General features: G+C 68.6%; 19 protein-coding genes and 1 tRNA gene. 12 read left to right on the top strand and 8 right to left on the bottom strand.

What is annotated here, in order from left to right:
• Nucleotides 1-74 precede the first annotated feature (74 nt).
• Both NS354_RS00970 and NS354_RS00965 read right to left on the bottom strand, forming a co-directional pair.
• Nucleotides 75-269: a hypothetical protein gene (locus NS354_RS00970; RefSeq protein WP_058592756.1), complete on the bottom strand. Its 195-nt coding sequence runs from the start codon at nucleotides 267-269 to the stop codon at nucleotides 75-77.
• 139 nt (nucleotides 270-408) lie between these two features.
• Nucleotides 409-1029, bottom strand: coding sequence for a TetR/AcrR family transcriptional regulator (locus NS354_RS00965; protein WP_058592755.1), 621 nt, complete (start codon nucleotides 1027-1029; stop codon nucleotides 409-411).
• Between the two features lie 60 nt (nucleotides 1030-1089).
• Between NS354_RS00965 and NS354_RS00960 the strand changes: the two genes are divergently transcribed.
• Nucleotides 1090-2307, top strand: a complete 1218-nt coding sequence (locus NS354_RS00960) for an MFS transporter (protein ID WP_193750676.1) — start codon at nucleotides 1090-1092, stop codon at nucleotides 2305-2307.
• On the opposite strand, the gene NS354_RS00955 is transcribed toward NS354_RS00960, so the two are convergent.
• Together NS354_RS00955 and NS354_RS00950 are read right to left on the bottom strand one after the other, a co-directional pair.
• On the bottom strand, nucleotides 2234-2794 hold the full coding sequence (locus NS354_RS00955; protein WP_058592753.1) for a GNAT family N-acetyltransferase: 561 nt from the start codon (nucleotides 2792-2794) through the stop codon (nucleotides 2234-2236). The genes NS354_RS00960 and NS354_RS00955 overlap by 74 nt on opposite strands.
• A gap of 97 nt (nucleotides 2795-2891) precedes the next feature.
• Nucleotides 2892-3749 carry a CPBP family intramembrane glutamic endopeptidase gene (locus tag NS354_RS00950; RefSeq protein ID WP_058592752.1) on the bottom strand — a complete coding sequence of 286 codons (858 nt, stop codon included), beginning with the start codon at nucleotides 3747-3749 and terminating at the stop codon, nucleotides 2892-2894.
• A 775-nt stretch (nucleotides 3750-4524) separates the two neighbouring features.
• Between NS354_RS00950 and NS354_RS13925 the strand changes: the two genes are divergently transcribed.
• The 5 genes from NS354_RS13925 to NS354_RS00925 all read left to right on the top strand — a co-directional run bounded on the left by NS354_RS13925 (nucleotide 4525) and on the right by NS354_RS00925 (nucleotide 9289).
• Entirely contained in the window at nucleotides 4525-5316 is a 792-nt protein-coding gene (locus NS354_RS13925) for a sugar phosphate isomerase/epimerase family protein (RefSeq protein WP_153002063.1), read from the top strand.
• Entirely contained in the window at nucleotides 5313-6500 is a 1188-nt protein-coding gene (locus NS354_RS00940; RefSeq protein WP_058592750.1) for a Gfo/Idh/MocA family protein, read from the top strand. Before NS354_RS13925 ends, NS354_RS00940 begins: the two co-directional genes overlap by 4 nt.
• On the top strand, nucleotides 6493-7605 hold the full coding sequence (locus tag NS354_RS00935) for an ABC transporter ATP-binding protein (protein ID WP_058592749.1): 1113 nt from the start codon (nucleotides 6493-6495) through the stop codon (nucleotides 7603-7605). The genes NS354_RS00940 and NS354_RS00935 overlap by 8 nt, the downstream gene beginning before the upstream one ends.
• Before the next feature lie 89 nt (nucleotides 7606-7694).
• Entirely contained in the window at nucleotides 7695-8501 is an 807-nt protein-coding gene (locus tag NS354_RS00930) for an ABC transporter permease (protein WP_058592748.1), read from the top strand.
• 32 nt (nucleotides 8502-8533) lie between these two features.
• Nucleotides 8534-9289: an ABC transporter permease gene (locus NS354_RS00925; RefSeq protein ID WP_193750675.1), complete on the top strand. Its 756-nt coding sequence runs from the start codon at nucleotides 8534-8536 to the stop codon at nucleotides 9287-9289.
• An 80-nt stretch (nucleotides 9290-9369) separates the two neighbouring features.
• Here NS354_RS00925 and NS354_RS00920 read toward each other — a convergent pair whose 3' ends face one another.
• Nucleotides 9370-10368, bottom strand: a complete 999-nt coding sequence (locus tag NS354_RS00920) for a LacI family DNA-binding transcriptional regulator (protein WP_058592746.1) — start codon at nucleotides 10366-10368, stop codon at nucleotides 9370-9372.
• Between the two features lie 200 nt (nucleotides 10369-10568).
• A complete protein-coding gene (locus tag NS354_RS00915) occupies nucleotides 10569-11609 on the bottom strand; it encodes an extracellular solute-binding protein (RefSeq protein WP_193750674.1) in 1041 nt (346 codons plus the stop codon).
• A gap of 341 nt (nucleotides 11610-11950) precedes the next feature.
• Between NS354_RS00915 and NS354_RS00910 the strand changes: the two genes are divergently transcribed.
• Nucleotides 11951-13105 carry a DUF3500 domain-containing protein gene (locus NS354_RS00910; protein WP_082677828.1) on the top strand — a complete coding sequence of 385 codons (1155 nt, stop codon included), beginning with the start codon at nucleotides 11951-11953 and terminating at the stop codon, nucleotides 13103-13105.
• A 9-nt stretch (nucleotides 13106-13114) separates the two neighbouring features.
• The gene (locus NS354_RS00905; protein WP_082677827.1) at nucleotides 13115-14098 is read left to right on the top strand and encodes an RraA family protein; all 984 of its coding nucleotides are present in this window, start codon (nucleotides 13115-13117) and stop codon (nucleotides 14096-14098) included.
• Between the two features lie 257 nt (nucleotides 14099-14355).
• On the opposite strand, the gene NS354_RS00900 is transcribed toward NS354_RS00905, so the two are convergent.
• Nucleotides 14356-14432: transfer RNA gene (locus NS354_RS00900), tRNA-Arg, on the bottom strand.
• Between the two features lie 113 nt (nucleotides 14433-14545).
• Between NS354_RS00900 and NS354_RS00895 the strand changes: the two genes are divergently transcribed.
• The 4 genes from NS354_RS00895 to NS354_RS00880 all read left to right on the top strand — a co-directional run bounded on the left by NS354_RS00895 (nucleotide 14546) and on the right by NS354_RS00880 (nucleotide 21350).
• Nucleotides 14546-15073, top strand: a complete 528-nt coding sequence (locus NS354_RS00895; RefSeq protein WP_193750673.1) for an adenine phosphoribosyltransferase — start codon at nucleotides 14546-14548, stop codon at nucleotides 15071-15073.
• Between the two features lie 51 nt (nucleotides 15074-15124).
• Nucleotides 15125-18301, top strand: coding sequence for a hypothetical protein (locus tag NS354_RS00890; protein ID WP_193750672.1), 3177 nt, complete (start codon nucleotides 15125-15127; stop codon nucleotides 18299-18301).
• A 5-nt stretch (nucleotides 18302-18306) separates the two neighbouring features.
• Nucleotides 18307-20040, top strand: a complete 1734-nt coding sequence (locus NS354_RS00885) for an AMP-binding protein (RefSeq protein WP_058592760.1) — start codon at nucleotides 18307-18309, stop codon at nucleotides 20038-20040.
• A 110-nt stretch (nucleotides 20041-20150) separates the two neighbouring features.
• Nucleotides 20151-21350, top strand: a complete 1200-nt coding sequence (locus NS354_RS00880) for a cobalamin-independent methionine synthase II family protein (protein ID WP_058592742.1) — start codon at nucleotides 20151-20153, stop codon at nucleotides 21348-21350.
• 29 nt (nucleotides 21351-21379) lie between these two features.
• Here NS354_RS00880 and NS354_RS00875 read toward each other — a convergent pair whose 3' ends face one another.
• Entirely contained in the window at nucleotides 21380-22390 is a 1011-nt protein-coding gene (locus tag NS354_RS00875; RefSeq protein WP_058592741.1) for an o-succinylbenzoate synthase, read from the bottom strand.
• Between the last annotated feature and the right edge of the window lie 90 nt (nucleotides 22391-22480).

Raw genomic sequence — 22480 nt, 5'->3', positions numbered from 1 at the left:
CCGCTGGCCCTCAGTGCGTCATCGGGAACGACGCTCCGGCTCGCCGGGGTCTCGCGCTCCCGCAGCGTGAACGATCAGTAGTGCGCGGGCGGGTCGCTGCCAGGGAACGAGTCCTCGCCCCACTCGTCGGCGACGGCATCGGCGTGCTCGTGCGAGACCTCGTCCGACCCCGGGTGCTCCGCGATGTCGTCGCGGGTCTTCGCGTTCTCGGTGACGTCCTGCGACTCCTCGTCGCCGGGCAGCTGATCGTCGGTGGCGTGATCGGCCATGCGTGCTCCTTCCGGTTCGCACCGTGCGGCGAGGGATCCGCCGCGCAGTACCTCCATCGTCGGAGGCTGCGCGATGCTGCGCAAGCCCCTGGCGGCGCGGGCGCCGCGTGTGTCTAGCGGGGCGGGATCGGCCCGTGCGTCAGCGCTGCTCGGAGCGGCGCTCGATGATCGCCGCGGCCACGTCGCGAGCGACGCCCGTTCCGCGGCCCCGTTCATCGCCCCGTTCGTCGCCCGTTTGGCTGCCCGGCTGGCGGGTCGGTTGGCGGAGCCGCATGGCGAGGTCGCCGGTGACGATGAGCAGCAGCTGCTCGGCCAACTCGGGCGCGCGGTCGCCGGCGATGGGCGCGGCGAGCTCGGCGAGGCGGCTCCGCATGCTCGCGGTGTCGGCGCTCACGGCGCGGGCGACCTCGGGCGGGGCGGCGGCGTACTCGGCCGATGCGGCGAGGAACGCGCACCAGCGCGACCCGCGCGGCTGCTCGCGGAACGCGTCGAGGGCGTCGAAGATCGCGAGCAGGCGGCCGGCGTCGTCGGGGGCCTGGGCGATCGCGTCCTCCCAGGCCGTCGTCCAGGCGCGGTGCCGCCGCTCGAGCACGGCGGCGAGTAGCGCGTCCTTGCTGGCGTAGCCGCGGTACAGCGTGGCGGGGGAGACGCCGGCCCGCGCGGTGACGGCGTCGATGGGCGTCGCGGCGATCCCCCGGGTGAAGAACAGGTCTTCCGCGGCGTCGAGAATGCGGTGCTCCGTCGACGGCCTGAGTGGCATGGCTATACTCTAGACGAGCGCAAAGTGAAACGCTCGTTATCGTTTGGGGGAACCGTGCCGGTGCAGCAGCCTACGAGTTCGCGGCTCGCCGCGCGCATCGTCGCGCTGACGGCCGCGGGCACGGCGCTGATCGCCGCGACGTACGGTCTCGTGCGGCTCGCATTCGGCCTGCACCTGCCCGAGATCGGGGCGGAGTTCGGCCTCGACACGGCGGCCCTCGGGCTGGTCTCCGCAGCGGCCTCCGTGGTCTACGGTCTCGCTGCGGGCGTCGGGTTCCTCATCGGCGACCGCCTCCCCCGCTCGCTCGTGGTCGCCGCCGGCCTCACCGCCGGCTGCGGCGCGATCGGCATCGCGCTCGCTCAGCACCCGGGCGTCTTCGTCGCCGCGGCGATCGCGAGCTCGGCGGGTGCCGGGTGCGCATCACCGGCGCTCGTGCGCATCATCCACCGATCGGCGCCGGACCCGTCGCGCGCGACGATGCAGGCGGTCGTGAACGCGGGCACGGGCCCCGGGCTGGTCGCGGCCGGGGCCGTCGCGTGGGCGCTCGCGCCCCACTGGAGGCTCGCCTGGGTCGTCGCCGGCGCCGCGACGGCGATCGCCGCGGTCGCGGTGCTCGCGCTCGACCGGCCGACGGGAGCGGAGCCTGCGGCCGCCCACCGCGGGCCGCCGCTGAGCTGGTGGGCCGCCCACCGGGCGCCCCTCATCGCGGCCGCCGGCTTCGGGTTCGGCGCGGCCGCGATCTGGAACTACGGCCGGGTCGTACTGGTCGCAGCCGGTGCGCCGGAGGCGAGCTCCCTGCTGGCCTGGGTGCTGCTCGGCGCCGGCGGCGGCGCGGTGATCGGCACGGCTCCGCTCGCCCGGCGACTCCGGCCGGGCTCCCTCTGGATGCTCGCGGCGACCTCCGCAGCGATCGCGACCGCGGTGCTCGGGCTGCTGCCCGGCGAGTTCGCGCTGTGCGGTGCCGCGTGCCTCGTGTTCGGGTGGGGCTACGTCACCGCGACCGGTGCGCTCATCGAATGGACGACCCGGATCGACGGTGCGCGGGCGGGCACCGGCACCGCCGTGCTGTTCGTCGTGCTCATGCTCGGCCAGGCGGCGGGTGCGGCGGCGGTGGGCGCGATCCTCGAATCGGTCGGACCCGCCGGGGCGTTCGCCGCCGCCGCCGCGGTCGCCTGCGCCGCCGGGATGCTCGGCGCCGAGCGGCTCACCCGTGCAACGCGGCTCGCATGCTCCAGATCGGCGGACGCTCCGGGCGCTCGACGTGCGCCTCGACCGTGAATCCGTGCCGCTCGTACAGGCGGACATTGCGGGGGTCGGAGGTGGTGAGCTCGATCTCGGCGCCCCCGAGGTCGCCCACCGCGTCGAGCGCGAAGCGGAGCAGCGCCGAGGCGAGGCCCCGTCCCTGCAGCTCGGGAGCGACGCCGAGCGTCTCGAGCCGCCACGCGCGCCCGGTCGGCTCGGGGGCCTCGATCCTGCTGATCCGCTCCCCGTGCAGCGCCACGATCCGCTCCACGGTCCGCGCATCGGGATCGGGTGCGGCCGGCGGCACGAGGGCGATGACCCCTGCGCGGTCGGGCGTCACTCCGACGACGCCGTGCTGGTGCGCGTACCCGAGGTACAGCGACTGCAGTTCGAGCAGGCGCGCCGCGTAGTCGGTCTCGGGAATCACGAACCGGGTCCACGGGTACTCTGCGAACGCCGCTGCCAGGGTGCGGGCGGCCGCGTCGAGGTCGTCGGGGCGGGCGCGCCGGGCTGCCGGTTCCATCGTGGGCTCCTTCGGGGGTCGAACGGGGAGTGGGTCGAACGGGGAGAGGTGGACGTCTGTATCATCGCATCGCGCAGCGGCGGGTCGATGCGATGGCTCACGAGAGCATGCGGAGGAGCAGCGCGACCGCGCCCCAGCCGTTGACGATGAGGTGCACCACGATGATCGCGGTCAGGTTGCGGTACCGCCACCACATGATGCCGACGAGGAGCCCGAACGAGCCCTGCACGACGACGACGCGTGCGAGGTCGAGCAGCACGTCGCCGCTGCCGTGCGAGCCGACGTGCATCAGCGCGAAGAGCAGGGCGGTGAGCGCGATGCCCGGCCAGGGGCCGAGCGCCGCCTCGAGGCGGGTCTGCAGCCATCTCCGGTAGAACAGCTCCTCGCCGACTCCGGCGGTGAGGGCGGTGAGCAGCGCGGCGACGGCGAAGTACACGGGATCGACGTCGGGCGCCGACGCGGAGGGGTTCCACGGCGCGATCTGCGAGAGCGCGGTCCACACGACGATCACGAGCGCCGGGGCCCACCATCGCCACGTTCCCGATGCGCGGTCGATGCGCACCCCCTTGACGGCCGCTACGACCGCGGCGGCCGCGACGGTGATCAGCAGGAACTTTACGAGGAGGTATGCGGGGGAGCCGCCGATGTCGAGCGCGAGCACGAGTACGGGGAAGAGCGCGGCGATCGCCAGCAGCGCCCAGAGCGACGATGCGAGACGCGCGGGCGACGTGCCGATCGCCGGCTGCGGCGCCGGCCGGGGCGGGATGAGGAGGGTGAGCGCGATGCCCGCGGCTGCGGGCAGCAGCGTCACCCACCAGGGAACCGTCGGGGCTCCCGGATCCCGCGAGACGGGCGCCCCGCTCGGAAGGGCGACGAGCACGGTCGCCAGCGACACCGCGCCGAGCGCTCCGCACGCGAGCAGGACGGCGACGCCGAGACGGTTCTGGGTACGCATGTATCCATCGTGCCAGGTCGACGGCTTCCGTGCGCGGAATCAGCAGAACGCCGCCGCATGTGCGACGGGGTTCTGCACAACTGGTGCACCCCAGGTGATTCGAACCCCTGACCTTCTGGCCCGAAGTCGATCATGACGCGATCTGCCTTCGGGGGATCCTGGATCTGCTGGGGGGGGCGATGATGTGACCCATGAGCATCGATGAAAGGCCCGCGATGACTCCCCGTCCCCCAGGGTGGGAATCGTCGATCTACGGCTGTCTTGGACTGTGCCGATCGCTGGGGATGCGCCCTCGGTCCAGCCTCCACCTGCTCCCAGCAGGTGTTCCTCGAATCGATCCGCGCTGCGCGCTCGAAGGTCGGCGGCGACCCGTTCTCGACCTCAGAATGCGGGGCTATCCCATGTTCCCGCTGAGATCCCGAGGTCTCTCACGACGTGTCTCTGCGCGACGCTCGTCTCCAACGGGCACGACGGCATCACATGCGAACTCGTCGCTGTCGTTGTTCGTCGGCATGGTGCTCCTCCTTCCAGCGCCGCTGGGAAAGCGATGCGATCGAGGACTCGACCGCACCCATCATCGATGCCGGAGACGGCCCCCGTCGGGACGCCTGACGCCGGCCGAGTACAGCTCCGTACAATCGATTGTATTTTCGTCGTGATATCTCTCAATCACGATGAGATACGTTGCCAATCGTGGTCAAGATTCCTATTGACAGATGCGCGAGTTGGGGATGATCATTGAGACAACCCAAAATGAAATCGATTGTGAGTGAGCATGCGTGTATCAGCAACGACGGTGATATATCCCGCGGGAGAGATCGAAGACGCCGTGCGTCACATCGGAGGTGCGGGGTTCGAAGGCATCGAGTTGCAAGGGCACCATGTCCATTGGCTGCTCGAGCGGCGGGAACGGGAGCGCGAGCTGCAGCGACTCCTCGAAGACGCCGGTCTGCAGGTGAGTGCCGCGATGTACGGCTATCTCGATTCTCCAACCTCGCTCGAAGAGTATGTGTCCGTTGTGAGGCTCGCAGCCCGGTTCGGGGCGCGCACGGTGCCGGTGCTGCCCCCTCGGCGCGGAGACGCGGATCGTGGTCTCTTTCTCGGCCTGCTCGATACGCTCGCCGAACAGGCCGCGGATCTCGGTGTTCGCATCGCGGTGCATCACCATCTGGGCACAGTGGTCGACACGCCGAGAGAGATCGATGACTTCTTGGACGCGGCCGTTCACAATCCTCAGCTCGGGCTCCTGATCGATACTGCCCACCTGGCGCTTCACGGAGCGCCGATAGCGGATCACCTTCGCCGCTGGCGAGAGGCCGTCGCTCACGTTCACGTAAAAGACCTGAAACGTGATCTCATCCCGCACCTCAGCGCTGCAGGGCCTCGAGATGCTCAGGGCGCCTTCCGCGTTCCGGGCGATGGTGATCTGGACTTCACGGCCATCGCGGAAGCCCTCGACGTCGACGATGACGATGTCTGGCTCAGCCTCGAGATCGAAACCTTCCACCGTCCCCCACTCGACGCGCTCAGCGTCGGGAGAACTTTCATCGAAGGAGCATTCGCATGACCGTCCGAGCCGCGCTCGTCGGCCTGGGTTTCGCGACACAGGAACTCAAGCTTCCCGCCTATCTCGCCGCGACCGACGTCGTTTCGGTTGTAGCGATTGCAGATCCCGATCCAGAGGCTCGGAAGATCATCTCCGAGCGGCTGGGGCTCCCGGCCAGCGCGTGCTTCTCCACGTACGAAGAGCTCCTGAACACCGCCGATGTCGACTACATCGACGTATCGACACCCCACCTCACGCATCTGCCGATTCTGACGCTCGCCGCGGAGCGGGGGGTTTCCGTCGTATGCGATAAGCCGCTGGCGATGTCGGTCGCCGAGGTCGACGAGATGATCGGTGTGACCGAACGTTCAGGCATCCGCGCTGGAGTGCATCACAACTACACGCACTTCCCATCTCATGCTGAAGCGCTGCGCCAGGTGCGAGCCGGGGCATTGGGTCATGTGGATTCGGTGACGATGACGGCGCACTCGGTCTACGCCCCCGGAGTGATGCCGGGCGACGAGGGGTGGCGGGGCACCGCGAGGCTCGCGGGCGGCGGGATCCTGATGGACTACGGTATCCACTTGCTCTACCTCTCGCAGCACTTGCTCGGTCCGACATTCACCCCTCGAACGGTCACGGCGCGTGTCGACAAACGACGAATTCGCCCGGAGGCGGATGTGGAAGACACCGTCACCGTGCACATCGAGGGGGAAGCCGGCCAGACGGCGACGCTCACGCTCATGTGGGGAATGGGAACGAGCGGACACACGATCGTCGACGGCGAAACAGGCACGCTGCAGATTCGCTACCCGGACATGCTCTCGGCGCAGCACAATGTGGCCGAGCAGATCGAGATCGTTCGGGATCGCCTGGACGCGCCGACGGTCGTGCCCATCGACTGGGAGCGTTTTCCGCTGTCATGGTATTACGGAGGATCGGTGCGCGCGTTCGCCACGTACATCCAGTCCGGGGACGCGACGGGGGTTGCGACGCTCGCAGAGGCTCGGGCCACGATCTCGCTCGCGCTCTCCGCCTACGAGTCGGTGGCGCTCGACCGTCCGGTCGAGGCTCCCCTCTCGCCCAGCTCCCCCCTGTACAGCATCGGTGTGACAGGCGTGCACAAACTCGAGCTTGCAGCGGACAACGTCATTCGTCGTCGCGGACTGTATCAGCCGGCAGGGGCGGAGCTCGGCGATGGCTGAGCTCACGTTGACCGGTGTGCTCCGCTCGTCCGAGCCCCGGACGCACGGAGCGCGCGTGAACATCTCCGGGCTCGCGAAGAGCTACGACGGGAACACCTGGGCCGTTGAGGGACTCGACCTCCGCATCGAGCCCGGGGAATTCGTCACCATTCTCGGCCCGAGTGGATCGGGCAAGACCACAGCGCTGATGATGCTGGCCGGATTCGAGTCGCCGACGCGCGGGGAGATCGAGCTGAATGGCGAACCCGTCGCGGCCCTCCCCGCCTACCGGCGCAATATCGGCATGGTATTCCAGAGCTACGCTCTCTTCCCCACGATGAGCGTGGCGGATAACATCGCCTACCCGCTGAAGATGCGGAAGGTGCCGAGAGCCGATCGCGAGCGACTGGTGAACGCGTCGCTCGAACTCGTACAGCTCCAAGCCCACCGAGACAAGCGTCCCCACCAGCTCTCCGGTGGCCAGCAACAACGAGTCGCTCTCGCACGAGCGACGGTGTTCACACCTGGCCTGCTGCTGATGGACGAACCACTCGGAGCACTGGATCGTAAACTGCGCCAAACGATGCAGAACGAGATCGCCAGCATCCACCGAACTCTTGGGGTGACCGTGGTTTCGGTGACGCATGATCAGGAGGAAGCGCTGAGCCTGTCAGATCGCATCCTGATCATGGCCGATGGGAAGATGCAGCAACTCGGAACCCCCGCTGAGATCTTCGAACGACCTCGAAACGCATTCGTCGCAGACTTCATGGGGGAGGCCAACGTCATCGACGTGGTTGCAGGCAGGCTCGCGGCGGGCTCGGTACACGTCGAAGGCGGAACGGAGGGGGAGTACGCGGCCATCCGCCTCGCCGATCAGGTCAGCGTGAGGCCCGAGTTGGTGATGTTGGAAGCCGCCTCCGATCACGATGCCGACGCCGGGGTCGTCACGGCGTGCACCTATCAGGGGAGCGTGGTGAGGTACGAGGTGCGTCTCCAATCGGGCGCCTCGCTTGTTGCGAGAGCCTCGACCGGCTCCGAACAGCAGCGATTCGAGCGTGGAGCGTCGGTGAGCGTCACCGTCCGAGCCCACTCGATCGTGCCGCTGGAAGCGGAGCCGAAATGAGTGCTGCGATCACCGCCGCAGCGTCGCCGCGCTCCGAGGGGAGTCGGTCGCCATCCTCATTCTCTCGTCGGCAACTCGCGGCTGCGCCCATGCTCGTGCTCTACGCCGCTCTACTCGCCTATCCGATGGGGCTCGTCGCGGTACGCGCGTTCACGTCGGAAGACACCGGTGCCGTGACACTCGACAACTTTCGCGTGCTTGTCGTCGATCCGATATACGTCTCCGTGGTCCTCGATACGGTGCGCGTGGCGAGCGTGACCACCGCGTTCTGCCTGGTGCTCGGCTTTCTCGTCTCGTTCGTGATCGCTCGGATGCAGCGCTGGGGCGGGCTTCTCGAAGGTCTGGTGCTCATCCCGCTGATGACGAGCGTGCTTGTGCGAGCATTCGTGTGGATCGCGCTCCTCGAGGATCGCGGAGTCATCAACAGCGCTCTCATGGGTCTCGGAATCACATCCCGACCGATACAGCTCGTCTACAACGAGACGGGCGTCATCATCGGGATGGTGCACGTGATGCTGCCGCTCACCATCATCCCGATGCTGGCCGTCTTCCGACGCATTGACAACCGCCTCTTGCGCGCCTCGGACTCACTCGGAGCGAGTCCCTGGACGACGTTCTGGCGGATCTATCTGCCGCTGAGTGCGCCGGGCGTGTACGCGGGTGGGCTTCTCTGCTTCGTCCTATCGCTGGGGTTCTATGTGACGCCGGCGATGCTCGGCGGCGGTCAGACCATGCTCCTGGCGCAGCAGATCGAAGTGCAGGTGAAGCGTTTGCTGCAGCTGAATCAAGCCAGCGCTCTCTCCCTCAGTCTGATCTTTCTCGTCGTTCTCGCCTGGGCGCTCGTGGCTGTTCTGCGGCGCATTCGTTCAGCAACACGAAAGCAGGAACAATCATGATGCGGTATCGGATCGGCAGTGGAGCGGTCACCGTGGTCGCGCTCGGCATTCTGGTGTTCCTGATCGCGCCCACCGTGCTCGTCTTCGGCATGGCCTTCAACGCGGCGCCCGACCTCTCGTTTCCTCCACGAGGATTCTCCATGCAGTGGTTCGAGCGCTATCTCGAGAATCCGGTATGGATTGATGCGACATTGCGAAGCTTGGTGATCGGAGCAGCGTCGACCATCCTCGCAGTTCTGCTCGGAACCGCCGCTGCGGTAGGTTTGGCGCAGACCAGGGGGGCTGTGTTCAACGTGGTGAGCGCGATCGTCGGTCTTCCTCTGGTGGTGCCGGGCATCATCATCGGGCTCGCGCTCTTCGACCTCTACTCGCGCATGCATATCGTGGGTGATGTTGGTGCGATTATCTTGGCGCACACCATGCTCGGCGTCCCGTACGTCTTCGTGAACGTCATCGCGAGCTTTACCAAGTTCGACTTCCGGCTCGAGCAGGCCTCGCTCGGACTCGGTGCCGGCCCGCTGCGTACCTTCCTGCACGTGACCTTCCCCGGGGTGCTTCCGGGAGTCATCGCGGGCGCGTTCTTTGCCTTCATCTCCAGCTGGGACGACCTGGCAGTCACCATGCTGATCGCGGGATCGACGAGTCGCACTCTCCCCGTGGTGATGTTCAGCGGGATCCGATTCAACGTGGACCCCACGATCGCCGCAGTCGCTGCGATTCTCACGGCCGTCGTGCTCGTGTTGGCCGCGCTCCGCACCATTCTCGAGCGGCGCATCAATCACGGGTGAGGCATCAATCCCCTGGTGGAGCAGGAGTGTGCCCGACTCGTGCTCCACCAGGCTTCTCGCGGTTGCGGTGGCAGACCGATCTATCGAGTCGAGTCGCGGTCGCGCAGCATGCCGTGCAGCACCCGGCGGCGTGGGCCGTCAGGAGTGGCGCCGGCGATGAGATCGAGCATGAGCTCGCTCGCGACCTTCCCGAGTTCCCTCGTCTGGCTCGAGACCGACGTCAGTGCTGGTCGAGCGACCCGGAACCAACTGGGATCCTCCAAACCGGAAACGCCGAGATCGTTCGGGATGCTCAATCCGCGGTCTGACAACGCACTCAGCACACCCGCCATGAAGCTGTTGCTGGTCACCAGTATTGCGGTCTGATCGTCACCGAGTTCGCCAGCGATGCGTGCGGCTTGCTGGTATCCCCATTCTTCGCTGTAGGCGCCGTTGCAGAGTACCACCGTGACCTCGGGGTGGTTCGCGGCTGCCTGCATCGCGCCCCGGGCTCGCAGATGGGCGGTGCTGAACTCGTCGGGGCCGAGGATCACGTAGATGCGGGTGTAGCCGCGGTTGATGAGGTGTCGCGTGGCTAACGCGGCGTCACCCTCGTCGTCCATGCACACGGAGAACCGATCGACCGAATCGCTCTGACGAATGATCTCGACCACCGGGGGTCGCACTCCGCCGGAGAAGATGTCGTCGACGCCGTGCGGCGTGCACGGCGCATGCAAGATCCCATCGACCATCTGGCTCTGAAAGGCGAGGGCGTAGCGTCGGTCGAGTTCGGGCTGGTTGAGCGATTGCCCGACGACGAGACCGTAGTCGTGGTTGTTGAGCTCGAGTTGAATGCTCGAGACGAGAACGTTGAAGACCTCGGAAGTGAGGTCGGGGATGAGCAGTCCGATCATCCCCGTGCTCGAACGGCGCAATGCGCGCGCCTGAGAATTCTGAACGTATCCGAGTCGTGCGGCGACCTCGCGGACACGCTCGCGAGTTTCGGGTTTCACCAGTGACGACTCGTTGAGCGCGCGAGACACGGTCGAGGGGGAGAGCTTCAGCTCGCTCGCGATGGAGTAGATCGTTGGCGGTTTCATCCTTGCTCCCAAACTTCGATGCTGAACTCGTCTTCCTCAGGCGCCGCAGCGGGGCCGCACTCGATCCCGATCATGACGAGCGGCGGCAAGGCAACAGCGCCGACCATGCAGCATGCGACGCGTCTTCTGCATCCTACTCAACATTGACAGAGTGCGAGGCGGAAGAACATCGGTTCTCCCGCCTCGCACTGCAGTGGCGTTCAGTTGTACAAGAACTTCTGCCAGGCCTCCATCATGGACGTCGCGTTCTCGGCGTAGTAGTCGGGGTCGGGCCGGAACTGCACCGCCATCGCCTCTTCTCCGGTGGGAAGGTTCGCCACGGTATCGGCATCGAGCCCTTCGAGGGCCTGCGCATTCGTGCCTGCGTAGTTCAGTTCGTCGGAGAAGGCCTGCTGCTGCGGCACCTGGGTCGCGAAGCGAATGAACTCTTTTGCGGTCTCCGCGTGGGGCGCACCCTTGGGAATCGCAATCCAGTCGGTCGCGAGCGCAGCCCCGTTGTAGGTGAATGATCGTCCCTCGTATTCGACACCACTCGGGAGTACCCCCAGCGAAGCTTGTCCGCTGGAGACGAGCTGGAGGCCCTGCGCGTTGGAGTCGTAGACGATGAAACTGTCTCGGATCTCACCGAGCTTCGCAAGAGCGCGGTCGATGTCGAGCGGGTACAGGTCGTCTTTGTCGACGCCGTCAGCGAGGAGCGCGAACTCGAACAGTTGCGCGTCGGGGCCCCAGGAGGGGACCGCGCGCTTACCCGGGAACTTCTCGAGGTCCCAGAAGTCCTCCCACGAGCTCGGGGCTCCTGCGCCCTCACCGAATTCATCAGTACTCCACGCCAGGACGTTCGAGGAGAAGTCCAATCCCACGGCGTAGTCCGTCACCGTGCCATCGATGAAATCCGCTGGATCGACGACGCCGTCGAGGTTCTCGAACAGGCCTTTCGCTGAGCCGAGACCGAGGTCGGTCGTTGAGATCGTGATGGCGTCCCATTCGACATTGCCGGTGTCGACCTGCGTCTGCAGTGACGCGATCGCAGCGTCGGCATCGACGACGTTCACGCCGCTATCGGCGGTGTAGGGATCGAAGAACGCCGACCGCATTGCTTCTGCGTACCGGCCGCCCCAGCTCGCGATCGTGATGGAGCTGGGGCTGCCGTCACCGTCAGCTGAGCTGGAGGGTGCGGCGCTGCAGCCGCTGAGGAGGAGGAGGCCGCAGGTGGCGGCGGCAAGAGTGGCACGCAGTTTCATGAGAAGCCTTTCGGGCAGAGGGGAGAGGAGTGGCGAGTGCATCGGTGCACATCGCCATCGATCATCGAGACGAAAGAGGCGTGTAGTCAGTTCGCGATCGCGTGAGCGATGGTCGGACTGCCTGCGACAAAGATATGCGATAGTGCAATCGGTTGTCTAGAGCATTTTCCCGTCCTTTCGTTCCTGCTCGGTGGGAAACCGTTGCAGCGACTCGATCGTGCCCGCAGCCAGATCGCCCATCGCTGCGACCGTTGGTGAACATCTTGAATTTATGAAATCGATTGGATACTGTGATCGCGAAGTCCATCGACGGTGATGCGAGTCCATGAAACGAGGAGGGTATGAGCACGGTGAATGTATCGGCCACTGCGCGATCCATGTCTGCGGAGGGGATGCGATTCCTCGCATCTCTCTCCCCCGAAGAGCTCCGCGAGGTACGTCAAGACGCCCACGCGCGCCCGGGAAGCGAATGGAACTTCACTCCAGGGGAGCGCCGGGGCCTCGCCCTCTGCGACATGTCGCCGCGGAGCCAGCAGTACGCGCTCCGACTGCTGAGTACCTCGCTCAGCCCCGCCGGGTTCGCGCTCGCCAGCTATGTCATGGGCCTTGAGAACGTGCTCGCAGTCGACGAGGGCTGGACCGAGCTCTACCCCGGCAGGCCGGAGCACGGCCGTTCACGAGATCCCATGATGTACTTCGTGACGGTGTTCGGTGAACCCGGAGATGCAGCATGGGGCTGGCAGTTCTCCGGTCATCACCTCGTCGTCCACGCCTGGGTGGAGCGCGGCGCGGTCGTGAGTCTCACTCCCCACTTCATCGGAGTGAATCCCTCGCAGGCCCCCGCTCTCGGGCGCAATGAACTGCGTCCGCTGCGCGGAGAAGAGATCATCGCCGCAGAGATCGTGGGCCGACTGACCGAGGCCGAGCGTCAGGAGGCAGTATTCTCACCCATCGCACCCAGCGATATCCTGCAGCAGAACCGCCCCCTCGTCGACGACGAAGCTGTGCCGCTCGCCCCTGAAGCGATCTATCCGTCAGGAGTGAGCTCGCGGCAATCGCGTGACTTTCTCGGCGCCCTGGGATTCACCGAGGAGCAAGCGGGTCGGGCTTCCGATCCGCCCGAGATTCTCCGGCATGCGGAGAGTGATCCACGCTCTCGGGGCATGCGTGTGGCAGAAACCGATCCTGGAACGCAGGCCCTGGTCGAGGAGCTGCTCACGCACTACGTCGACCGGTTCCCACGGGAAACGCACCGCCGAGTTTTCGGCTGGACGCCGGGAGACGCGCTGCCGACTGACCTGCGCTTCGCGTGGGCCGGCGAGTACGAGCGTGGAGTCGGTCGGTACTACTGCTTCGACTCTCACGCGATCACCATCGAGTTCGACAACACTCAGAATCGCGCCAACCACATCCACAGTGCTCTGAGAAGTCGGAAGACCGACTTCGCGAGCGACATTCTTCGTGCGCACTACGACGCCGAACACGCGAAAGGCTAAGGGCAGATCATGGTGTCCACGACAGACTTGCGGTTGTCGAATCTCGGTGGAGTCGCCGACGGCCTCGAGCAGTTCCGATCGTTTTTCGAGGGAGCGCGAGGTGCCCGCGTCATGGGCGATGCGGAAGCATCCGGGGTGCGGTATCTGCGAGCCTCTCTGGGGGCGATCGACGTCAACCTGTTCGTCCAGCCGGTATTCACGACGGACGCGGTCGAGCCGGGGTGGAGCCACGTGAGCTTCGAAACGGATCATCTGCAGAGCTTTCTCGATGATCCGACGTGGTCCCGCACCCTCGCGAGAGAGCCGTGGACCATCACGACTCTCGGAGAGTCGCGCCGGATCGCGTTCTTCGAACCCTTTGCAGGGTTGCGCATCGAGATCATGCAGATCGATATGCAACTGCCGTCCGTGGACGAAGTGCCGGGCGCGAGCACGATTTACGAGGCGCGCGGAAGAGCAGGAGATGCGCACGGTCTCGTCCATCGCGCGGGTCCGAGTGCCTGCATCGGCCGTGCGCTCACGGTCGAATGCCATCCCGGCGACAATCTCGCGGTGCACCGAGCTGTGGCGCGAGCAGCGCCGGGCGACGTATTGGTCGTCGCTGGGCGTGATGTGCCGGTCGGCTATCTCGGCGACGTACTCGTGCATGCTGCGCGGCTCGCTGGAATCGCAGGCGTTCTGGTCGACGGCGGGGTTCGAGATCTCAACGAGCTGCAAGGGATCGACCTGCCCGTCTTCTCCACGCGTGTCGCGATGGCCGGCGCATCGAAAGTGAGCCCCGGTGCCATTGGCCGCCCCGTCGTGTTCGCCGGAGCTTCGGTGAGCTCGGGCGATGTCGTGCGCACTGACAGCGACGGCGCAGTGTTCGTGCCGCGCGGGGAGTGGAAAGCGACGCTCGCCGCTGCAGCAGACCGTGACGCGTTCGAGGATGCGGTGATCGAGCGCCTCAACCAGGGCGAGACGACCCTCTCGATCTTCGGGCTTGAAGCCTAGGGGCGTAACGGTGCGCGACGACGGGGAGTGGTGCAGCAGTGCCGCAGCTTCGCGCGCAGCAGCACCCACGGTGCCGGCATCTGCGAGCGTCGACGAGACCGTCTCCCGGCACGGCGTCGATCTCAGCTGATCGTCGCACTGCACTTTGAACGACTCGGAGGACTGGAGAGGCTGAGCGCAGGGCGGCGAGGCCTGCCGAACGTGGCCGTGAGCACGACGAAACCCCCGCCGCTTCCGCGACGGGGGTTTCACGTGACTGGTGCGCCCCAAGGGATTCGAACCCCTGACCTTCTGATCCGTAGTCAGATGCTCTATCCAGCTGAGCTAGGGGCGCCCGTTGGTTTCCCAACTCGAAAGAGACTACACGAGACCTCGGCAAAATGAAAATCAGGCCGCCGCGACGACCGACGGCCGCGCGTGTCGCGGGTGCGCGGTACCCTGGAACGCGTGTCACTGAGCCCAGAACTCGCCCGCGCGGAAGCACTGATCCGCGAGATCGCCAACTACCCGTCGCCGGGCGTCCTCTTCCGCGACATCACGCCGCTCCTCGGCGATGCCGCCGCGCTGCGCGCGACCGTCGACGCCCTGATCGAGCCCTTCAGCGGCGCGTTCGACGTCGTAGCCGGGCTCGAGGCCCGCGGCTTCCTGCTCGCGAGCGCTGCTGCCTACGCCAGCGGCACCGCCCTCATGCCCGTGCGCAAGGCCGGCAAGCTGCCGCGGCCGGCCGCCAGCGTCGGCTACCGGCTCGAGTACGGCACCGCCGAGGTCGAGGCGCACGACGACTTCGCCCCCGGCTCCCGCGTCCTGCTCATCGACGATGTGCTGGCGACCGGCGGCACCCTCGCGGCCGCCCACGAGCTCATCGAGCGCCTGGGGTACGTCGCAGCGGGCACGTCGGTGCTCTTCGAGATCGACGGGCTCGGCGGGCGCGAGACCGTCGGCGACGCGGCGCTGCATACCGTGTTCCGCAGCTGACGCCCGCGCCCACGGTTCGATGAGACCTCGCCGCATGAACGGTTCCGCCGCATGAGCCGCGCGCCGAAGCGCAGCAGCCGACGGCTCCCGGCACCCGACTTCTTCGACCTCGCGGGGAGCGACCCCGAGCTGCTCGCATCGGGGCGGATCCCCGATCCGCAGCCCGGGCACACTCCGCTGTTCCGCTGGCTCGCCCGTGTGCTGCAGTGGGTCGAGCGGCGGCTGCGGGCGCGCGGCGACGCGTCGCTGCGGAACGCGATCCGCGCCTTCTGGGCGCTCGTCGCCCTCGCCGGGGTGTTCCTCATGGTGGGGCCGGTCATCAACGAGCCGCTCGACTTCGACGACGTGATCGCGTCGGCCGAGATCGACGACGTCGACTGGATCGCCCGAGACGCGAGCATCGCGTACGTCGTCGACCGCGATGCGGAGGGCGGCTTCGTGGCGACGGTGAGCGAGCGCTTCGACGCCGAGTTCCGCAACGGGCCCGAGCCGAGCGTCGCGCGCACGCTGCTGAGCGAGTACCACGGCCACGACGTGCGCGTCGCGCTCACCAGCGCCACCATCGACGGCGCCGAGGCCGAGGTCGCCGTGCGCGACGCCCCGACCACCACCGAGCTGCGGCTCTCCCGCAGCGACGGGGAGCCGCTCTCGGGCACGCAGCAGATCGCGATCACCTACGAACTGCACGACCTCGTCATCAGCGACGTCGACGAGGCGACCGATCGCGCCGTCGACAGCTTCGACTGGCCGCTGTTCGCCCCGACATGGCCGCAGGCCACGCAGGGCATCGACGTCTCGCTCACGCTCGCCCCCGAGCTCGACGAGGCGCTCGTGCGCGCGCCCCAGGCATACGTGGGGTGGCTGCTCATCAGCGGCACCGAGTGGCTGACCCCCGAGGGGGAGGGGGCCGACGGGGTGCGCTACGCGTTCTCGAACGACGACGCGCTGCCGCCGAACGCCGACCTCTACGTGAGCGCCACGTTCGAGCCGGGCACCTTCGTGCAGCCCGACACTACTGCGCTCTTCTGGGTGCAGACCTACGGCCCGCTGCTCCCGCTGGTGCTGCTCGCCGTGCTCACGCTCTTCGCGTTCGCCGCGCGACGCGTCGTGTGGGCCGACAGCGCCGGCGATCCGTGGTTCCTGCCGCGCAGCGAGCCGCCCGAGGGCCTGTCGCCGATGCTCGCCGCCGAGCTCATGGGCCGCCGCCGACACGTCGAGTTGATCGCCGAGATCGAGCAGGCGCCGCGCGGATCGGGCGACCGTCGAGAGGCCTGGCTGCGTCGCCTCGCCCGCGCCGCTCGCCGGGCCGGCACCGCGGGCAACACGCCGACCGTGCTGCGGCGCACCCGCTCGTGGGGCACCAGCGACGCGGCGGTGCGCGAGGGGCTCCGGTGGGTGCCCGACAGCTATGTGCGCGACTTCTTCACGGTGGCGCCCCTCGCGATCATGCTGCTGCAGTGGGGCCTGCTGCGGCAGCTCTCGCATCAGGTCATCCTCGCCGTCGTGTGGTGGCCGGCCGTCTTCGTGCTCGTCTCCACCGCGCTGGCGATCCTCTCGAACATCGCGGTGTCGCGGCCCCGCCCGCTCACCCGCGCGGGCGCCCGCACGATGCAGCAGCTGAAGGGCGTCGACGTCTGGGCGCGAGCCACGCGGCTGCTCGACCGCGGGCCGATCGACGACCCGCTGCTGCCCTACGCGCTGCTCTTCGAGCGCCCGCGCCGCGCCGGCCGGGCGGTCATCGGGCAGGCGGCGGCGGAGACCGGCGATCGCTGGGTCGCGCGCGGCTGGCGCACCGAGCACTTCGTGAGCGCCCCCGCGCTGCTCGGGCTGACGGCGGCCGCGGCGGTGCTCGCGGGATCGATCGTCACCGTCTCGACGCAGCCGTCGCCGTACCGCGTCGACAACGACTTCATCACGTGGTCCCACGACCTGCCCGGCACGCTCTACACCGAGGTCTCCGGCTTCGACATCTCGGCCGAGCTGACCCGCGGCGACGACGGAGCGGCGCGACTCGACGTCGTCGAACGACTCGACGTGGTCTTCGACGACTCCGCGTCGAAGGTGCCGCAGTTCGCGAAGGAGTGGCCGACCGTGCGTCTCGGGCAGTCGCTCGGGTTCGACCTGCGATCCGTCACGATCGACGGCGAGCCCGCCCCGCACACGCAGCTGCCGCAGCCCGAGACGCGCAGCCTCGCGATGCTCACGCAGTTCTCCGAGGTGCTCTCGGGCGAGCACGAGGTCGAGATCGCCTACTCGCTGCGCAGTGCGGCGGTGGATGCGCCGGGCTTCGACGCGGGGCAGCAGGTGCGGTGGTCGGCCTGGCTGTCGCACTGGGATGACGAGTACTACGCCGAGCCCGGCGACTACTTCGGCGCGAAGCTGCCCGTGCGCCCGATCCGCGTGCAGCTCACCGTCGCTCCCGATCTCGTCGACGAGCTGACGGATGCGGGGTGGCTCGACTCCGATCCGGATCGCCCCCGCATCCCGTTGGAGCGGGGCAACGCCGCAAAGCCGTGGGTGACCGAGCAGAGCTTCTACACCGACGAGCCCGAGCTCGAGGACCGCACGCACTACGAGCTGCGCATCGGGTCGGAGCGCGAGCGGGCCGACGGGGCCCTCGTCGTCGAGATCGACGCCGACCGCGTCGAGTCCCGTGCGGCGGAGGACTTCACGACGGGCGCTCCGGCGGGGGACTGGACGGTCGATGCCGACATCAACGAGTCGCTCGACGCGTACGCGCTCGATCTGAACGGCGACCTGGGCGCGCTGCTGCACTTCTCGCCGGGCACGTTCGCGCACGTCGAGGAGGAGGCGTTCGCGCGGTACGAGCGGGAGGTCAACCTGCCGTTCGTCGTGCTCTTCGGCATGCTGGGCGCGGTGGTCGCGGCGTCGGTCGGCGTCATGGCGTTCGCGGCGCGGGCGCGGCGCGGCGCGAGCGCCAGTCTGCGCGTCACGTCGTGGCTGACGGTGCCGCTCCTCGCGGTGGCGCAGTGCGTGGTGTTCTGCTGGGTGGTGCTGCCGATGGCGGGGGACGACGTCAGGGGCGGCGTGGCGATCGGGCTCGGCGCCCTCATGCTGACGGCCGTGATCGCCCAGGCCGTCCTGGTCGCGCGGCGCACGCCGCCGCGTCGCCGGAACGAACCGGGCGCCCGCCGCACCCCGCCGCAGCGCAGGATCGAACCGGGCGCGCGCCGCACGTCGCAGCGACGCCGGAACGGAGCAGAATAGTGGGCATGACCGAAATCGACGCCACGGCCGCGTTCCTCGCCGCCCGGGATCAGCTGCTCGCCCTCGCGGGGGAGCCGGAGCGCCAGCGCGCCGAGTTCGCGTGGCCCGACGTCGGCGCCGCGTTCAACTGGGCGCACGACGTGTTCGACGTGCTGGCGGAGGGCAACGACACGACGGCGCTGTGGATCGTCGAGGAGGACGGGAGCGAGCTCAAGCGCTCGTTCGCGCAGCTCAAGCAGCGCTCGGATCAGGTCGCGAACTGGTTCCGCGGCATCGGCGCGAAGCGCGGCGACGTCGCGATGCTGATGCTGGGCAACCGTGTCGAGCTGTGGGAGATCATGCTCGCCGCGATGAAGCTCGGCGTCGTGCTGCTGCCCACGTCGGTGGTGCTCGGCCCCCACGAGCTCGTCGACCGCGTCGAGCGCGGCACCGTGCGCTGGGTGTTCGCCGCCGCCGAGGATGCGATGAAGTTCGGCGAGGTGCCGGGCGACTACCGCGGCGTCGGGGTCGGCTTCGACGCCGCCACGGCCGATCAGCGCGCCCGCCTGTACGACTGGACCCGGTACGAGGAGTCGTCGGCGGGATCGCTCGCCCCCGTCGCGAAGACCACGTCGAGCGGTGACGCGGCGCTGCTGTACTTCACCTCGGGCACCACGAGCCTGCCGAAGATCGTCGTGCACTCGCACACGAGCTACCCGCTGGGGCATCTCACCACGCTCTCCTGGCTGGGCGTGCGCCCCGGCGACACGCATCTCGTCATCAGCGCCCCGGGCTGGGCGAAGCACGCCTGGTCGAGCTTCTTCGGGCCCTGGCACGTCGGGGCGACCGTCTTCGTCGCGAACTACGCCCGCTTCGACGCCGAGTTCCTCGTCTCCGAGCTCGACCGCGCGGGTGTCAGCACGTTCTGCGCGCCTCCTACGGTGTGGCGCATGCTCATCCAGAGTGAGCTGACCCGCAAGCCGCGCGCGCTGCGCGAGATCGTCTCGGCGGGCGAGCCCCTGAACCCCGAGGTGATCGCGCGCATCCGCGACTGGTGGGGCCTCGAGATCCGCGACGGGTACGGTCAGACCGAGACGACCGCGCTCATCGGCAACCTGCCCGGCGACCCGATCGTGCCGGGCGCGATGGGGCGGGCGCTGCCGGGCGTCTCGGCGGTGCTCATCGACCCGACGACGGGCGACGAGGCCGACGAGGGCGAGATCTGCCTGCGGCTCGAGCCGGAGCGCCCCGTCAACCTCATGCCGGGGTACTACGGCGATGCGGCGGCGACCGCCCGCGCCACGCGCGACGGGCTCTTCCACACCGGCGATGTGGCGCAGCGGGGGGAGGACGGCGTGCTCACGTTCGTCGGCCGCACCGACGACATCTTCAAGTCGAGCGACTTCAAGGTGTCGCCCTTCGAGGTCGAGAGCGCGCTGATCGAGCACGCGTTCGTCGCCGAGGCCGCCGTCGTCGGAGCGCCCGACGAGACCCGGCTCAACGTCACCAAGGCGTACGTGTCGCTCGCGTCGGGCGTCGAGGCGGGGGAGGAGACCGCCCGCGCGGTGCTCGCCCACGCCCGTGCCGCGCTGCCCCCGTACATGCGGGTGCGCCGGGTCGAGTTCTTCGAGCTGCCGAAGACCACCTCGGGCAAGATCCGCCGCATCGAGCTCCGCCAGCGCGAGGAGGCGGCGCACGCGGCCGGCGAGCGCATCGCGAGCGAGTGGCGCGAGGAGGATTTCCCGGGCCTCAAGGGCTGAGCGGTACGGGATCGGCGCGCGGGCGGCGGCCTGCACCCTCGGGGCCGATCCGCCGTCATGCGGCGTCACGCAATTGCCGCGTCGGCGATGCCGCCGGATAGTTTCGAGGTATGACGCAGATCGAAACCACCACCGCGGGGAGCCTGCCCCGTACGCAGGCGCTCATCGAGGCGAACGCCGCACGCACCTTCGCCGACGACGGCCTGACCCTGCAGTCGACGCCCGAGTTCGACGCGCTCGTGGCGGAGGCCGTGCGCGACGTCGTGGCGCGCCAGCGCGACCTCGGCATCACGCAGCCGGGCGACGGCGAGTTCGGCAAGGCGATGTCGAACGCGGTCGACTACGGCGCCTGGTGGACGTACTCGTTCCAGCGCACCTCGGGGCTCACCGTCACCGAGCGCAACATCTTCACGCAGGAGCCGGTGCGCTCGACGCCGGGCAACATCCAGCTGACCTCGTTCCCCGACCGCCGCGACTGGGTCCGCTTCTCCGAGGCGTACCAGGACGGCATCAGCACGGGCACGAACGCGACGCCCTTCCCCACGACCACCGATGCGATCACCTACACCGGTCACGACCTCGTCGAGACCGACACCCGCAACCTGCGGGCCGCCCTCCAGCCGGGCGAGCAGGGCTTCATCACGGCGATCGCGCCGGGCTCGGCCGCGCGCATCCAGAACGACTTCTACCCGACGGAGCAGGCGCACATCGACGCGTGGGTCGCGGCGCTGCGCGAGGAGTACCGGGCCATCACCGACGCGGGTCTCATCGTGCAGCTCGACGATCCTTCGCTCGCCGAGAATTGGGATCAGATCAACCCCGAGCCCTCGGTCGAGGACTACCTCGCGTTCACGCAGATCCGCATCGACGCGATCAACGAGGCGATCGCGGGACTGCCGAAGGAGCAGATCCGTCTGCACCTCTGCTGGGGTTCGTGGCACGGCCCCCACACCACCGACATCGAGCTGAAGCACATTCTGAAGACGGTGCTCGGCGCCAACGTCGGCCAGATCTCCTTCGAGGCGGCGAACGCCCGCCACGAGCACGAGTGGGCGGTGTGGGAGGAGAACCGGAGCATCATCCCCGACGACCTGATTCTCGTGCCCGGCGTGGTGGGCCACTCGACGAACCTCGTCGAGCACCCCGACCTCGTCGCTCAGCGCATCCAGCGCTTCACGAATGTCGTCGGAGCGGATCGCGTCATCGCGTCGACCGACTGCGGCCTCGGCGGGCGCGTGCACCCGCAGATCGCGTGGGCGAAGCTCGAGGCGCTCGGCGAAGGCGCGCGCCGCGCGGCGAAGCTCGCCTGAGCGGCGGGCCCGGGCTCGGTGCTGTCGGATCAGCGGGGGGAGCGGAGCAGGGCGGAGGTGCGGGCGAGGCGCTCGCGCCACCACGCCGCGCGATCCGGGGCCGCTCGGTACCGCTCGAGCAGTGAGGGATCGAGCGCCGGGCGCCGCACGGCGATCGAGCCGCGCTCGGGCACGAGCGGCGACGCCGTGACGTCGCCGTCGAGCAGCGCGACCGTGCCGAGCCCGCACGCGCCCGCGAGCAGGTCGTCGGGGAGGGCCGCCGCGAGGTGCAGCCCCATCGCGATGCCCGCGGACGTGTCGAGCGCGCTCGAGACGACCACCGGCAGCCCGGCCCGCTCCACGATCGACAGCGCCCGGCGCACGCCCCCGAGCGGCTGCGCCTTCACGATGAGCAGGTCTGCGGCGCCGGCTCGGGCGACGGCCAGCGGATCCTCGGCCTTGCGCACGCTCTCGTCGGCGGCGATGCGCACGTCGATGCCGCGCTCGCCGATGCCCCGGCGCACCGCGACGAGCTCGTCGACGCTCGCGCAGGGCTGCTCCGCGTAGTCGAGATCGCAGGCGGCGAGCTGCGCGAGCGCGTCGATCGCCTCCGCCGCACTCCAGCCCCCGTTCGCGTCGACGCGCACGAGCCCCTCGGGGCCGAGCGCCTCCCGCACCGCGCGCACCCGCGCGAGATCGTCGTCGAGGCGCTGACCGCGCTCGGCGACCTTCACCTTCGCGGTCGTGCACCCGGGGAACCGGGCGAGGATCGCGGCGACCTCGTCGGCGGGCACCGCCGGAACCGTCGCGTTCACCGCGATGCGCTCGCGCCGGGCGGCCGGCTGCTCCCGCCACCCGAAGTCGAGGGCCGCCGCGAGCCACGGCGCCGCCTCCGCGTCGTCGTACTCGACGAACGGCGAGAACTCGCTGGCGCCCTCGGGGGCGTCGAACACGACGGCCTCCCGCACCGATATGCCGCGGAAGCGGGTGCGGGTCGGGATCGCGACGACGTGCGCGGCGGCGACGATCTCGTCGAGTTCGGGGAGGCGGGCGGGCGTCATGCCTCGATCCTGCCACGCCGGGCTTCGGGCGCGCCCCCGTGCGCGCCGCGATCCCGTTCACGTGCGCGCGGCGCGCCCGTCGGGCTCCGC

Origin of the sequence: Leucobacter chromiiresistens (assembly GCF_001477055.1) — a bacterium.
GTDB lineage: Bacteria > Actinomycetota > Actinomycetes > Actinomycetales > Microbacteriaceae > Leucobacter > Leucobacter chromiiresistens_A.
Note: the sequence above shows the minus strand (reverse complement) of the source record. Positions and strands in the feature narration are given on the sequence as shown.